Raw genomic sequence first — 14,426 nt, forward strand, 5'->3', positions numbered from 1 at the left:
GACGCGCGAAGAACATGGGATAGCTGCCGAGCTCCAATCGCCACATGGGTTGTCGGGGTGAAGGGGGACAACTGTAGGGCGCTCGTCGGTGGGCGGCTAGCTTTTATGGGGAATGCGGTCAGGATTGGGGGGCGGTGGCCACCGATAAAACCATTGTGTGATTGCGGGCAGAATTCGGCGCAGATCGGAGCACATCCAGGCTGTGATGGGATAGGTTACGAACGGTCTTGCGCGCCGTGCCAGACGCTCAGGATAGCGACCTTTCCGCCCTCGCCCACGTGGTAGACCAGCAGATAGGGCGTGCCCGTTATCACGAGTTCCCGTATATCGGCGTGGTTGGTTGGCCGTCCGCGTGAGGGAAAATCGCGGAGTGCATTGCCCGCTTCCAAAATACGCGCCGCCACTGATGCGGCGGCAGAGGGATTGTGTTCCGCGATGTACCGGCGGATTTCCGAGAGTTTTCCCCGCGATGCACGCGACCAGATTACTTGCATGCGGGAGGGGGCAGTTCGTTCTCGGTTCCCCAACTTTCTAACCATGCCGTCATGTCTTCATGGGAAATGACGCGACCGGCCTCGACATCCGCCAACCCTTCGGCGATGGCGAGCCGCTTGGCTTCTTCCATGAGATGCCGCGCCAACTCGTCCTGATGTTCATCGGACAAGGTCGCGATGGCGGACATGGCTTGTTGCATGAGCTTGGTCATGTCTTGATATTAGGGAATCTCTCGTGCGACCACAAGGACAAGCCCTGCCGTTTTCGGCGTTACCGTTCCCGCTCTCGATGCTGGGCGGGTGCATGCGGGGCGTAGGCCTTCCCTCTGTTTCTGGTTGCCACGCTCTTTGACAATACGGGTATTGGGTCCAATCACCAGTTTCGACGCGTCGAAAAGAGCGCGCGTTCTGGGGCGTTTTGCAACTACCGTGGGTGTCCTGCCCGGCCAACCCGAGGCATGGTTGTTCATCCCGCTTGGATGGTCTTCATCGTTTGGAGTAGGGTTCAAATCTTCTTCACGCGTCCCCCTTCCATTCGAGGATCTTTCCCCACATGGCACGTACTCCCCGCTCCCCCTCTAAAGGGGCATCCAATGGAGCGACCATCGGATTTGAAAAGGAACTTTGGACCGCCGCCGACAAAATGCGGGGGAACATGGAGCCCTCGGACTACAAGCACGTTGCCCTGGGGTTGATCTTCCTCAAGTTCATCAGTGAAGCGTTCGAGGTCAAGTACGCCGAACTCCTGACCGATGAGCTGGCGGATCCCGAGGATATGGACGAATACCTCTCGGCGCATATCTTCTTCGTGCCCGAGGGCTCGCGCTGGTCCAAACTTCAGGCCAACGCCAAGCAACCGACCATCGGGACCCTGATTGACGACGCCATGCGGGGGCTGGAAACCACCAACCCGCGCCTCAAGGGCGTGCTTCCGAAGGACTACGGGCGTCCCAGCCTGAACAAGACCATGCTGGGAGAATTGATCGACGTCTTTTCCACCCTGACCATGACGGGCGAGGACGGCAAGGGCCGGGATGTGTTCGGTCGTGTCTACGAATACTTCCTTAATGGCTTCGCGGGTGTGGAAGGGCGCCGGGGCGGGGAGTTCTACACGCCCCAGTCTGTGGTCAAGCTGCTGGTGGAGATGGTCGAGCCCTACAAGGGGCGGGTCTATGACCCCTGCTGCGGATCCGGCGGGATGTTCGTGCAGTCGGACAAGTTTCTCCGCCACCACGGCGGACGCATCGGCGATCTTGCCATTTACGGACAGGAATCCAACAACACGACATGGCGGCTGGCCCGCATGAACATGGCGGTGCGGCGGATCGATGCGGATATTCGTTGGAACAACGAAGGGTCGTTCCACGCCGACGAATTCAAGTTGATGAAGTTCGACACCATCCTCGCCAATCCGCCCTTCAATTCCTCCGACTGGGGGGCAGAGCGGTTGGCGGAGGATGTCCGCTGGCAGTTCGGCAAACCCCCCGCCGGAAACGCCAACTTCGCGTGGCTCCAGCATATCGTCCATCACCTCAAACCGACGGGCACGGCGGGCGTGGTGCTGGCCAACGGATCCATGTCCTCCCAACAGTCCGGAGAGGGCGAGATCCGCAAGGCCATGGTCGAGGCGGATATCGTGGACTGCATGGTCGCCCTGCCCGGGCAGCTTTTCTATTCCACCCAGATTCCCGCCTGCCTGTGGTTCCTCAGCCGCAGCAAGAAAAAGAACGGGTTCCGGGGCAGAGAGACCGAGGTGTTGTTCATCGATGCCCGCCAGATGGGGCATCTGGTGGACCGAACGCGGCGGGAACTCTCCGAAGAGGATATCCAGCGGATTGCCGATACCTACCACGCGTGGCGGGGTGAGGCTGCGGCCATCGGGCGGCGGGGCGAGTACGAGGATGTCCCCGGCTTCTGCAACGTGGCGACCCTGGAGGACATCCGGGAACATGGGCATGTCCTGACGCCGGGCCGCTATGTGGGGGCGGCGGAGGTTGAAGAAGATGACGTTCCGTTTGAGGAGCGCTTTTCAGCGCTTCGGCGAACATTGGAGCATCAACTTGAACTGTCCGATAACTTCAGTGAACAAATTCGGGCAAGTCTTCGGATGTTTGCGAAATGACGAAATGGGACCGAAAGCCGGTCAGCGAACTATGCAACCTGATCGTGGACTGCGTAAACCGTACAGCGCCTACCGTCGATGCAACGACGCCATACCGAATGATCCGAACGACGAACATACGAAACGGCAAAATTAATCTAGACAATTGTCGCTTTGTCGATGCCAGCACATACCAGAGATGGACAAGAAGGGCCAAGCTCGTCGATGGAGACGTAGTACTAACTCGGGAGGCTCCCATCGGGGAGGTCGGCTTCGTGAGAGATATGCCAGGAATATTTCTCGGACAGAGAATGATGCAGTATCGGCCAAACCCAAAAGTTATTGATCCGCGATTTCTGTACTATTCGTTCTGCTCTCCAAACCTACAAGCTCAGTTTAAGTCACACGATGGTTCAGGTTCCGTCGTGAGCCATATTCGGGTCGCTGACTGCCACAAATTCACGGTACCAGTTCCCCCTCTGGACGACCAGTGTAGGATCAGTTCGGTTCTCGGCTCCCTCGACGATAAAATCGACTTGAACCGCCGCACGAACGAGACGCTGGAGGCTATGGCTCGGGCGGTCTTTAAGTCGTGGTTCGTGGACTTCGATCCCGTTCATGCCAAGGCCGCAGGCAAGGCTCCCGCCCACATGGACCCGGAGACCGTCGCCCTGTTCCCCGATACCTTCGGAGAGGATGGGCTGCCGGTGGGGTGGCGGATGGAGGCCATCGGTGAGCATTTCAAGGCTTTGAAGGGACTGAGCTACAAAGGGAGTGGCCTATCAGATGCCGGGGCGCCACTTTTTAATCTGAACTCGATTCTTGAGGGTGGCGGATACAAGTACGAGGGCATTAAGTTCTACGCGGGGGAGTTCAAGGAGAAACATGAGGCAGGGCCAGGAGACCTTTTGGTCGCGAACACGGAGCAAGGCTTCGAGCACTTGCTGATTGGTTTTTCTGCCTTGGTTCCACCTTCACAGGGCAAGGGCATTTTCAGCCACCATTTGTACAAAATCCAAGGCCGCCCCAAGACCCATTTGAACACCACCTACCTTCACTTTCTGATGTCGGTTTCGCCTCAAGGAGAGGTGATCCGTCGCTACTCCAACGGTACAACCGTGAATATGTTGCCCGCCGATGCCTTTGAGCGACCCAGGATTACAGTTCCTCCGGCTGGCCTTATTGCGGCTTTCTCGAAGTTCGCGATGCCGATTGCAGAGAAGCAAGATGCGGCGGTTACCGAAAACCAAACTCTTGCCGCTCTCCGCGACCTGCTTTTGCCAAAACTGATGTCCGGAGAAATCCGTCTCCGGGATGCAGAAACCATCGTCGAAGGGGTCGCATAGGCGAACACCAGGGGGAGACGGGGACCATGCCGATTATCACGGAAGACAGCATCGAGCACCTGACCCTGGACTGGCTCCAGGTTCTTGGATACACCGTTCTCCCCGGTCCCCGGATCGGCCCGGATGGCGCGTCTCCCGAGCGCCAGTCCCATGGCGATGTCATTCTGGTTGATCGCCTCCGCGGCGCTCTCCTCCGGATCAATCCGGACCTGCCCGAGGATGCCATCGAGGAGGTGCTTAAGCAGGTTCATGACGCCGCGACGCCCTCCCTGATTGAGGAGAACCGGCGTCTCCATCTGATGCTCACCGATGGCGTGGATGTGGAAGTTCTGTTGCCCGACGGCTCGGTGTCCGGCCAGAAGGCTTTTCTGGTGGATTTCGCCGACCCCTCGGCCAACGACTGGCTGGCGGTGAACCAGGTCACGGTCATTGAGGGGGGGCACAATCGGCGTCCGGACGTGCTGGTTTTCGTCAACGGTCTGCCCCTCGGGGTCATTGAACTCAAGAACCCGGGCAACGCGGACGCCACGATCCAAGGGGCGTTCAACCAACTCCAAACCTACAAGGCCGAGATCCCCAGCCTGTTCCGAACCAATCTGTTCCTGGTCATCTCCGATGGCCTCAAGGCCCGCGTCGGCTCCCTGACGGCGGATGAAGAGCGGTTCATGCCCTGGCGGACCAAGGACGGCACCACCGTTCTCAAAAAGGGGGTGCCGGAGTTGGAAACCCTGCTCGTGGGGATTTTCGAGCCCCGGCGGCTTCTGGACTTCCTGCGGGGCTTCGTGGTCTTCGACTCCGACGGCTCCGTCCTGATCAAGAAAATCGCGGGCTACCACCAGTTCCACGCGGTCCGCCACGCCCTGGCCAAGACCCTGGAAGCCTCCGCCGTGGCCGGGGATCGCAAGGTCGGGGTGATCTGGCATACCCAGGGGTCGGGGAAAAGCCTGTTGATGGCCTTCTATGCCGGGCGGGTGATCGCCGAACCGGCCATGGCCAACCCGACCCTCGTGATCATCACCGACCGGAACGACCTGGACGACCAACTGTACGGGACGTTCAGCGGGTGTCAGGACTTGATTCGGCAGACGCCGAAACAGGCGGAAGACCGGAAAAGTCTTCGAACCTTGCTGTCCGTTCCCGCTGGTGGGGTGATTTTCACTACCCTCCAGAAATTCATGCCCGAGGAGGGGGACGAGCACCCCCGGTTGACCGACCGCGCCAATGTGGTCGTCATCGCCGACGAGGCCCACCGCAGCCAATATGGGATGCGGGCGAAGGTGCGGCGGGATACGGGCGAGCGGGCCTACGGCTACGCCAAATACCTGCGGGATGCCCTGCCCAACGCCTCCTTCATCGGCTTCACCGGAACCCCCATTGAATCCGGTGACGTGAACACCCCCGCCGTCTTTGGGGACTACATCGATATCTACGACATCCAGCGGGCGGTCGAGGATGGGGCGACCGTTCCCATCTCTTACGAAAGCCGTCTCGCCCGGATCGAACTCGATCCCGAGGAAGTCCCCAAGGTCGACGCCGAGGTCGAGGAGCTGATCGACGAGGAGGAAACCGAGGCGGCGGAGAAGCTCAAGGGCAAATGGAGCCGGGTGGAGGCCCTGGTGGGGGCGGACAAACGGCTCCAGTCGGTCGCCAAGGATATTGTCGCGCATTTCGAAGCCCGGCTCGTCGGCATGGACGGCAAGGGAATGATCGTCTGCATGAGCCGCCGGATCTGCGTGGCGCTCTACGACGAGATCATTAAGCTGCGACCGGATTGGGACAGCGACGATGACAAGACCGGCGTTCTCAAGGTGGTGATGACCGGCTCCGCCACGGACCCGGAGAGGTGGCAGAAGCACATTGGCGGAAAAACGCGGCGGGACACCTTGGCGAAGAGAGCCCGCAAGGCCGATGATCCCCTGAAGCTGGTTATTGTCCGGGACATGTGGCTGACCGGCTTCGACGCTCCGCCCATGCACACCATGTATTTGGACAAACCCATGAAGGGGCACGGGTTGATGCAGGCCATCGCCCGGGTGAACCGGGTTTTCCGGGACAAGCCCGGTGGCCTGATCGTGGATTACATCGGGCTGGCCCAAAACCTGAAGCATGCCCTTTCGGACTATTCGGAAGGGGATCGGGACAAGGTGGGGATCGACGAGGAAGAGGCCGTCGCCGTGCTGCTGGAGCAGTACGAGATTGTCCGCCAGATCTTCCACGGCTTCGACTATGCCCCCGGTGTGTCGGGGACTCCCCATCAACGGTTGGAAACAATTGCCGGAGCCATGGAATGGGTTCTGGAGTACCAGAAGCAAGAGGCGGCGAAGGCCAAGACCGACAAGGAGCGCAAGGCGGCTTGGCGGCTTTATGCGGATGCCGTGCTGGCCCTGTCCAAGGCCTTCGCCCTGGCGGCGGCGAGTGATGAGGCGAAGGAAATCCGCGACGAGATCGGGTTCTTCCAGGTGGTCCGCGCGGCCCTCGCCAAGACCGATGGGGACAAGAAGAAGAGCCAGGCGGACCGGGATCTGGCGGTCCAACAGATCATCAACAGGGCGGTTGTTTCCACCGATATCGTCGACATTTTGCATGCCGCTGGGGTCGAGAGAGCGGATATTTCCATCCTGTCCGACGCGTTCCTGGAGGACGTGCGGCGGATGGACAAGAAGAACCTCGCCCTGGAGGCTTTGAAAAAGCTGATCAATGGACAGATCCGCTCCCGTCTGAAAACCAACGTCGTGGAAACCCGGGACTTCACCGAACGGCTCCAGGCGGCCATCGCCCGGTATCACAACAATGCTCTGACCTCGGTTCAGGTGATCGAGGAGTTGATCCAGATCGCCAAGGATTTGAAGGCGGCAAGCGCCAAGGGGGAAGCCCTGGGGCTGTCCCAGGAGGAATGGGCCTTCTACCAAGCCCTGGCCGACAACGAGAGTGCCCGGGATGTGATGGGGGATAAGAACCTCGCGGTGATCGCCCAGGAGCTATTAACCAACGTTCGTGGATCGACCGGCGTGGACTGGACGCACAGCGAAGCCGCCCGGGCCCGCATTCGTCGTCAAGTGAAGCGGATCCTCAAGAAATACGGCTTTCCGCCGGATTTGGAGGCCGGAGCCGTGCAATTGGTCCTGCAACAAGCCGAAGCCTTGGCCGGAGAATGGGCCAAGGATCCAATGTGAGGAAATGAGCCCGTGACCATACCTGATTTTCAGACGCTCATGTTGCCCGTGCTGCGGGCTTCGGCGGATGGGGAAGTCCGCATCGGAGAGGTGGTGGATCGCCTGTCGGATGATATGGCTCTGACCGACGAGGAGCGGCTCCAGTTGTTGCCTTCGGGCAAACAAACGACCTTCTCCAACCGGGTGAATTGGGCAAAGTCCTATCTGGGGAAAGCCGGTCTCGTTGACCTGACGCGGCGCGCCCACTTCGTGATTTCCGAGGAAGGCCGAAAAGTGCTGGCCAACCCACCGGATCGCATCACCATCAAATACCTCGAACAGTTCGAGGCCTTTCGCGATTTCCGCGCCGGATCGACGGAAACGGGAGGAGATGAGGTCGTCGTATCCTCGACGGATGGGGAGGGCGATATCCTGACGCCGGATGAAGTCATGCGGCAAGCCCATAAGGAGGTCCAGGACGCCCTCGCGGATGCCTTGCTCCAGCGGTTGCGGTCCGGAACTCCGGCGTTTTTCGAAAAAGTGGTGGTCAATCTGTTGATCGCCATGGGGTATGGGGGCTCGAACGCCGATATCAGCACGGCCCTTGTGGGCAAATCAGGGGATGGTGGTGTCGATGGGGTGATCGACCAGGATCCCTTGGGTCTCGACCGCATTTATGTACAGGCGAAACGGTATGCCGACGGGAACACCGTTGGATCGGGGGCCATCCGTGATTTCTTCGGCAGCCTGGATGATTTCAAGGCGGCCAAGGGGTTGTTCGTCACCACCTCCACATTCACCACGTCCGCCAAGGGCACCGCCAGTCGGTTGAGTAAGCGGATTGTCCTGATCGATGGGAAGTCGCTCGCCAAATTGATGATACGGCACAATGTCGGATGCCGCACCGTCGAGACCTTGGAACTGAAAAAAGAAGACGATGACTTCTTCGAGTGATCGGCGAAGTTTTTATTCCCACCTCCTCTGGCTGCGGATTTTCGGCAGGACCGAAGATCTTCGCCGAGCCTTCTTGGACATCTGGCGCCGCTACGAAGGGGAATGGGGCATTCAGGGACACGGATACAGAACACCACCAGCCCAAGTTCGGGCCAACCAGAACAACCCGCCAGGGCTGGTGGCATAGGCATCAAACCGGTGTCTCGTTAACTGTGAAGTGCGGCAATGGCGCGTTTCACGCCTCGCCGCGCTCCGCGCGGCGGCCCAGACCCCGAACGACGGACGCCTCCGGCTTGTCCGACGTACCGGGGTCCGGGCCACAGTCCTCCGGACCGTATCCTGGCCTGCTGGAGCTCGCTAAAGGACCTCCGGCGGGGCGAAAACCGATATTGAAGTTCCTGCTGACGGGCAGGTACCCGAGCCGGATCGCGGACCGGCAGAGCCGGGCCGGATAGAACCAGGAGCCCCCGCGCACAACGCGGCCCCGCCCGCCCTTCCCGCTTTCCAAGCGGGGCTTGCCGAAAGGGTTCGCGCCCCGATGATCGTCGCTCCATAAATCCGCGCACCACTCCCAGACATTCCCATGCATATGCCATAAACCCCAGGCGTTCTGGCGGTATGGCGCCCCCGACACGGGAACCGGTCCTTTTTTCTCATTACCGAATTTCGCCTCCTCGGCGGTCAACCCCATACCCTTGTGCGTGGCCGCCACAGTCGGTTCAAAGGGGGTGTCGGAGCCAGCCCGACAGGCGTATTCCCACTGCGCTTCACTGGGAAGGATGAGAGACAGGCCGGAAAATTCCCCGTTGAGACGCTCCAGAAACGCCTGCGTGTCCTCCCAACTCACGTTCTCGACGGGAGACTGGGCGCCCCCCTCCGAAAAATGGCTCGGATTTTTTCCCATCACTGCTTCATACAATGCTTGCGTCACAACGGTATCGAATATCCAAAACCCTTCCGTGAACGTGATTTCCGTTTGGGGACGTTCACGACTAAGCCCCTCCTCCCTTTCCGGCGACCCCATGAGAAAACGTCCTGCGGGACACCAGCGGAGGCGTTGCGTGATTTCGTGGACCGCGATTTCAACGAATACGCCGTGGGAATCCTGTCCCCATCCACTGGCCCATTCCGGCGCGCCCCCGTTCATGAGCGGGTGCCATCCGGTATCGATAATCGTTGGGAAAGGGGTCCCTCTCGGTTTCCTCATGAGGTCTGTTTCCCGTCACGAAAAGGCGACCGCCGCTGAGCCTTCGCGCACAACGCGGTTCCGCTCGCCCTTTCGACCTGTCTCCCTTGGGTCACGTTACGCCTCCGCCAAAACTGGAGCAATGGGATGGCGCGCCATCTCCGCCATCTGTTCATTGGTCATAACCGCGTAGACCGGCACGCCCTCCCGCTCCGCGAGGGTTTTTCGGAGGTCCCGCAATCGGGCGTAAAGGGCGAAATCTTCCGCGTCGAGAACCTCACGATAATCGATGCTTGGCTTCTTACCCGGTTTGGCGAAGGGGCGGTGCTTGCCACCCGGTTGGGAAACCACGCAAACCGCCCAGAAACTCGCGGCGCCATCGGAAACGAAGTGTCGATCCACGGTCACGATACGCGCCGAGGATAGCAGCGCATTCAAGTCGTCGAGCCCATCCTCGCCGCCATGGGCGGGAATGGTGAAAAGGTCAATCCGCATTCCTATTCCTTTTTCCCCAAGCGAAAAGAGAACGGAATTTGTCCCATCGCGCGTCGCCGCGCTTCGCGCGGCGGCCTGAACCCCGAACGGCGGACGCCTCCGGCTGGTCCGCCGTACCGGGATCCAGGCCAAGGCCCTCCGGGCCGTCTCCTGGCTTGCTGGAGCTCTGACCATGACCTCCGGCGGGGCGGAAACCAAGATTGAAGTACCTGAAGTCGGGCAGGAACCAGTCCCGGATCGCGGACCGGCAGCTCCGGGCCGGATCGTCCCAGGAGCCCCCGCGCACAACGCGGTGCCGCTCGCCCTTCCCGCTTTCCAAGCGGGGCTTGCCGAAAGGGTCCGCGCCCCCGTAACCGCCGCTCCATAAATCCGCGCACCACTCCCAGACATTTCCCAGCATGTCGTACAAGCCCCAAGGGTTGGGGCGCTTCCCCTTCACCAACCGCGTTCCCGCGGATTGATGGTCATGGGCTTTTTTATCCCAATCCGAACTATCCACACCGTTGGCCAATTCAAACCCAACGCCACTGTTGCCCCCGTACCATGCGATATCCTCCAAAATAGGCGCGTTGTGTTCGCCCTCGATGATCATGGGCCCGGCATAGGTCGCCTCCCGCGTGCCAGCCCGACAGGCATATTCCCATTGGGCTTCACTGGGCAGTGTCAAAGACAGGCCCGAAATTTCGCCGTTGAGACGCGTCAGAAACGCCTGCGCGTCTTCCCAACTCACCTGTTCCACGGGACGCAGGGGAGAGCGAAATTTGCTGGGATTATTTCCCATCACGGTTTCATACAGGGCCTGGGTGACGGGGGTATCAAAAAGCCAGAACCCTTCGGAAATGCATATGTCCGTTTGAGGGCCTTCGTCGTCATACCGCCCGGGCTCCTCCGCCGGAGATCCCATGAGAAACCGTCCGGGCGGACACCAGCGCAGGCGTTGCGTCACCCCCTCGACGGTCAGCTCGGACCAAAGCCCGAAGCGATCCCGCCCAACGGCGGAGGCCCAAGGCATCTCCGCAAGCGTCTTGCGTTGGAAGACCAGTTCCGCCCGATCCGTCCGCAAGATGAAAGGCGCAGCGGGACGTGCAAGCCGGGTCTCCTTATCGGGACTTATCCGCGCCCGTTCCAAACTCGAGCCGCGCTCCGCGCGGCGGCCTGAACCCCGAACGGCGGACGCCTCCGGCTTATCCGCCGTACCGGGATCCAGGCCACGGCCCTCTGGGCCGTCTCCTGGCCTGCTGGAGCTCGCTAAAAGACCTCCGGCGGGGCGAAAACCGAAATCGTAGTTCCTGACGTCGGGCAGGTACCCGTACCGGATCGCGGACCGGCAGACCTGGGCCGGATCGACCCAGGAGCCCCCGCGCACAACGCGGTCCCGCCCGCCCTTCCCGCTTTCCCAGCGGGGCTTGCCGAAAGGGTCCGCACCCCTGTGATCGGCACTCCATATATCGGCGCACCACTCCCAGACATTCCCATGCATATGCCATAAGCCCCAGGCGTTTGGGCGAAATGGCGCCCCTGACACGGGAACGGTTCCTTTTCTTTTGCTATCGAAATTCGCCTCCTCGGCGGTTAAGTCCACACCCTTATGCTTGGCCGCCACTGTCGGCTCAAAGGGCGTATTGGAGCCTGCCCGACAGGCGTATTCCCACTGCGCTTCACTGGGGAGCGTGAAAAACAGGCCGGAAAATTCCCCGTTGAGACGCTCCAGAAACGCTTGCGCAGCCCCCCTGCTCACCTGCTCTACGGGACGTTGGGCGCCGTCCTCCGAAAACGCGCTCGGATTTTCTCCCATCACCGCTTCGTACAGTGCTTGCGTCACGGTGGTGTCAAACAGCCAAAACCCTTCGGTGAACGTGATCTCCACTTGGGACTGTTCACTCTCCCTTCTTCGTCCAGACTCATTTTCTGGAGAGCCCATGAGGAAGCGTCCAGGGGGGCACCAACGCAAGGTTTGAGAAACGCCCTTATAGGAAAACCGGCACCAGCGGCCATGGTCGTCCGTTCCGAAATCCTCCACCCAGTCGGGAACCCCTTCCGCCCCCCATACCTCTTCCCAGCCATCATCCCATGCTTCGACGTCAAGGACCCCGGTGTCGGACGGCAACACCGCGATCAGGGAGCCTTCGGTTGGAGCGTTGACGCCACACAGCAAGTCCATGCCCACTTGCGTGACGAATATTCGGTCAATGGCGGTCATCCCATCCCCTAGGGCGAATGTGCGCCCGGGAGGAGGGATATAGTCCGGGTCATTCGCTTTCACATGGCGCACCGCGTTCCAAAACGCGTCACTGACTTTGCAAGCGGTCGGCGCCCTGTCCCCCATAACCGCGAGCCAAGCAAGGGGGCCATCCCCAAGCGCATCCCGGCCGAACCGTTGCCGATGTGCCAAGGTCAGAAAAAACGCCTCGGCGCATTTTACGTCCTCCGGATAGGCGGCTGTCACCAGGGCTCGGGTGCGCGGTGACAGGTTCAGCAACTCCGTAAACCAGAAATCCTCCGCGACTTGCGAACGATCCATGCCAGACCGCCAGGACCGAATGACAGCAAGCGCATCGCTTTTTTCCTGGTCCGTTACCCCGTTCTCGAAAAGGTCCCATCCCCTCGCCGCCTCCTCCCGCGTCAAGCAGGTCAGGATCGCCGATTGCACTTCCAGGGCGGGATCGTTCCAAGCGGCGATTTCCACCGCGATATCCGCCCGTGGCAGAAGCCGCCGCCTCATCACGCGCATCATACCGGGCGAGAATCCCATCGCCGGGGACAGTAGGGTCAGCAAGTGCCGCGCCAAGCCTTGTCTTTCCCCTCCGACCGCGTCATCCACATCCAGGACCTCTTCCCAGGGCTCGATACGCCAGAGGGAGCGTAGGCGCGGATCCGCCTCCTCCCGTCCCATGGGTGTCAAGGCGATGGCGCATCCTGGCGAAAGGTCTCGGGCCAGTCGGATCCAGGGGGCGATATCCGCCCCGGTCAGGGCGCCCAAGTCCCCCAACACCAGCCAGGGGGTTTGGTCATCCCGAGGAATGACCTCGTCCCCCCTCCCTTCGAAATATCGTTCCGATCCGGGTTCCCTCCGAACAACCGTGATCTCCGTATGGGGAAAAAGGCTGGGAAGCCCTCTAATCAGCGCGTCCTGATCATCCCAAAGGGGGATCAGTCTGGGGTCTCGGTCCCGAACAACAAACAACCGCTTGGGACCGACTGCCCGGTGACGGCGGGGTGGGCTTTCAAGGCTTCGTCCCTTCGCGATACGCTCGACCAGTCGCGGAACATCCACCTCCCAGGTCTCGCGGTCCGGAATGATGAGGCGACGCAACAGGGGCGCCAGGGATCGCCAGGGACGGAGGACGGGGCAAGGGGGAAGGCCCTTGGGTTTATCCGTCCACGCGACGAAGGGGGTTGGTTCCCCATCGTCGGGGGTGTCTGCCTCCTGTTCCTCTTCCGTGTGGTCAAGCGCCGTAAACCGCCAGGGCAGGAGAAACGGAATTTGGTGAACTGAGGGCGTGGCGTGAATGACGACCGACGCTGGATCGCGTTCCTCGCTTTCCGTCCCGCCCCCCAGGTCCAGAAAAGCACTTGGATCCAAGGGCGTCTCGACCTGCCCCCTGTCAAACCCCAAGAGCGTCGCGAGGCGGCGGTTCTTTTCCTCGTCCGCCGATAGGGGAGACAGCGCGCGGGCGAGATCCGCCCGTCCTCGCCTGCCCTTTCCCGTCATGTCCGGGGCTTCCGCAATTCCGGATGCTTCTTGAGAAAATAGGGCGCCAATCGGTTCAGGCGCTCTGCTGCGGGCAGGTCCCGGACCGCTTCGTCCGATAGAACCGCACGCAACAAATCCAGGTATTCGGCCTGCCCGGGGAGGGGGCGCAGGCGTTGCGCCTCGCAGGCCTGGCGATCCTGAACGGTTTGATCCGCCGCTTCTTTCAGCAGAGTGGACGGCGCATGTGCGAAATGGGTTTTCCCCCGCGCGACCAACCATGCCTTTAGATCGTCCGGGTCGGAGGGAGGGGACATGTCATGGACGACACATCGGCGAAGGAAGGCGTCGGGAAGCCGCCTTTCCTCGTTCGTCGTAATGACGACGAGGGGCCATATGCCCGCGCGCACGGGCTCCATCCGTCCCGTCGGTGTGAACTCCCGTGCGCCGAGGGCCTCCAGAAGGCCGTTGGGTACTTCCGGTTCCGCCTTGTCGATTTCGTCGATTAGAATCACGACGCCATTCGCGGGATCGCACGTCGGTCCCAGGGATGGCGGAGCCTGCTCGTTGACGCGATGGGCCTGACGGGCCGCCCCATCCCAGTCGAAGGCCCACCAGAGGGGGCCCGGGGCGACATAATTCCGGGGATCCAATCGCCCACGCTCCCGGTGGGCCCGCTTCCGGTCCGGCAGTGTTCCCATCATTTGGGCATCGGCCAACCGCGCCACGAGATCTTCCCGCCATTTCAGGTCCCGGGCCTCACTGCGCGCATCCACGACCATTTTACAAAACCCCCGCCCGAGCACCTGGGCCGCAGCCTGGGCAAGCTGGGTTTTCCCGACACCGGGTTCTCCCCGCACGAGCAGAGGACGCCGGGCGGCCAACGCCGCCTCGACCGCATCGATATCTTCTTGGTCGAACACATGGAAAACCGGGATATCGCTATCGGTCGAGGGAAGCTTGAAGGGAGCGTTGGCTTGGAAAGATGTCATTCGGAAGGAATCCCT

General features: G+C 61.0%; 10 protein-coding genes. 4 read left to right on the forward strand and 6 right to left on the reverse strand.

The features are described from left to right. Positions 1-215 precede the first annotated feature (215 nt). Both ACLIRY_RS23470 and ACLIRY_RS23475 read right to left on the reverse strand, forming a co-directional pair. The gene (locus tag ACLIRY_RS23470) at positions 216-494 is read right to left on the reverse strand and encodes a type II toxin-antitoxin system RelE/ParE family toxin (protein WP_413207858.1); all 279 of its coding nucleotides are present in this window, start codon (positions 492-494) and stop codon (positions 216-218) included. Continuing rightward, positions 485-706, reverse strand: a complete 222-nt coding sequence (locus ACLIRY_RS23475) for a hypothetical protein (protein ID WP_413207859.1) — start codon at positions 704-706, stop codon at positions 485-487. The genes ACLIRY_RS23470 and ACLIRY_RS23475 overlap by 10 nt, the downstream gene beginning before the upstream one ends. Positions 707-1,047: 341 nt before the next feature. On the opposite strand from ACLIRY_RS23475, the gene ACLIRY_RS23480 reads away from it, so the two are divergent. The 4 genes from ACLIRY_RS23480 to ACLIRY_RS23495 all read left to right on the forward strand — a co-directional run bounded on the left by ACLIRY_RS23480 (position 1,048) and on the right by ACLIRY_RS23495 (position 8,047). Further along, positions 1,048-2,616, forward strand: coding sequence for a type I restriction-modification system subunit M (locus ACLIRY_RS23480; protein ID WP_413207860.1), 1,569 nt, complete (start codon positions 1,048-1,050; stop codon positions 2,614-2,616). 98 nt (positions 2,617-2,714) lie between these two features. Further along, the gene (locus ACLIRY_RS23485) at positions 2,715-3,941 is read left to right on the forward strand and encodes a restriction endonuclease subunit S (RefSeq protein WP_413207909.1); all 1,227 of its coding nucleotides are present in this window, start codon (positions 2,715-2,717) and stop codon (positions 3,939-3,941) included. A gap of 26 nt (positions 3,942-3,967) precedes the next feature. Next, positions 3,968-7,114: a type I restriction endonuclease subunit R gene (locus ACLIRY_RS23490; protein ID WP_413207861.1), complete on the forward strand. Its 3,147-nt coding sequence runs from the start codon at positions 3,968-3,970 to the stop codon at positions 7,112-7,114. A 12-nt stretch (positions 7,115-7,126) separates the two neighbouring features. Further along, positions 7,127-8,047 carry a restriction endonuclease gene (locus ACLIRY_RS23495; protein ID WP_413207862.1) on the forward strand — a complete coding sequence of 307 codons (921 nt, stop codon included), beginning with the start codon at positions 7,127-7,129 and terminating at the stop codon, positions 8,045-8,047. Between the two features lie 235 nt (positions 8,048-8,282). On the opposite strand, the gene ACLIRY_RS23500 is transcribed toward ACLIRY_RS23495, so the two are convergent. From ACLIRY_RS23500 to ACLIRY_RS23515, 4 genes are all read right to left on the reverse strand, one after another. Further along, positions 8,283-9,254, reverse strand: coding sequence for a formylglycine-generating enzyme family protein (locus tag ACLIRY_RS23500; protein WP_413207863.1), 972 nt, complete (start codon positions 9,252-9,254; stop codon positions 8,283-8,285). Positions 9,255-9,350: 96 nt separating this feature from the next. After that, positions 9,351-9,728: an HRDC domain-containing protein gene (locus tag ACLIRY_RS23505; protein WP_413207864.1), complete on the reverse strand. Its 378-nt coding sequence runs from the start codon at positions 9,726-9,728 to the stop codon at positions 9,351-9,353. Beyond that, positions 9,718-13,440, reverse strand: coding sequence for a formylglycine-generating enzyme family protein (locus tag ACLIRY_RS23510; protein WP_413207865.1), 3,723 nt, complete (start codon positions 13,438-13,440; stop codon positions 9,718-9,720). The genes ACLIRY_RS23505 and ACLIRY_RS23510 overlap by 11 nt, the downstream gene beginning before the upstream one ends. Then, complete coding sequence (locus tag ACLIRY_RS23515; protein ID WP_413207866.1) at positions 13,437-14,411, reverse strand: AAA family ATPase; 975 nt, start codon at positions 14,409-14,411, stop codon at positions 13,437-13,439. Before ACLIRY_RS23515 ends, ACLIRY_RS23510 begins: the two co-directional genes overlap by 4 nt. Between the last annotated feature and the right edge of the window lie 15 nt (positions 14,412-14,426).

This window comes from Rhodospirillum sp. A1_3_36, assembly GCF_047263945.1.
In the GTDB taxonomy this organism is placed as follows: Bacteria; Pseudomonadota; Alphaproteobacteria; order Rhodospirillales; family Rhodospirillaceae; genus Rhodospirillum.

Coding starts and splice junctions, on each gene's coding strand:
- ACLIRY_RS23470 (WP_413207858.1), bottom strand. CDS start 494: ATGCAAGTAATCTGGTCGCGTGCATCGCGGGGAAAACTCTCGGAAATC.
- ACLIRY_RS23475 (WP_413207859.1), bottom strand. CDS start 706: ATGACCAAGCTCATGCAACAAGCCATGTCCGCCATCGCGACCTTGTCC.
- ACLIRY_RS23480 (WP_413207860.1), top strand. CDS start 1,048: ATGGCACGTACTCCCCGCTCCCCCTCTAAAGGGGCATCCAATGGAGCG.
- ACLIRY_RS23485 (WP_413207909.1), top strand. CDS start 2,715: ATGATCCGAACGACGAACATACGAAACGGCAAAATTAATCTAGACAAT.
- ACLIRY_RS23490 (WP_413207861.1), top strand. CDS start 3,968: ATGCCGATTATCACGGAAGACAGCATCGAGCACCTGACCCTGGACTGG.
- ACLIRY_RS23500 (WP_413207863.1), bottom strand. CDS start 9,254: ATGAGGAAACCGAGAGGGACCCCTTTCCCAACGATTATCGATACCGGA.
- ACLIRY_RS23505 (WP_413207864.1), bottom strand. CDS start 9,728: ATGCGGATTGACCTTTTCACCATTCCCGCCCATGGCGGCGAGGATGGG.
- ACLIRY_RS23510 (WP_413207865.1), bottom strand. CDS start 13,440: ATGACGGGAAAGGGCAGGCGAGGACGGGCGGATCTCGCCCGCGCGCTG.
- ACLIRY_RS23515 (WP_413207866.1), bottom strand. CDS start 14,411: ATGACATCTTTCCAAGCCAACGCTCCCTTCAAGCTTCCCTCGACCGAT.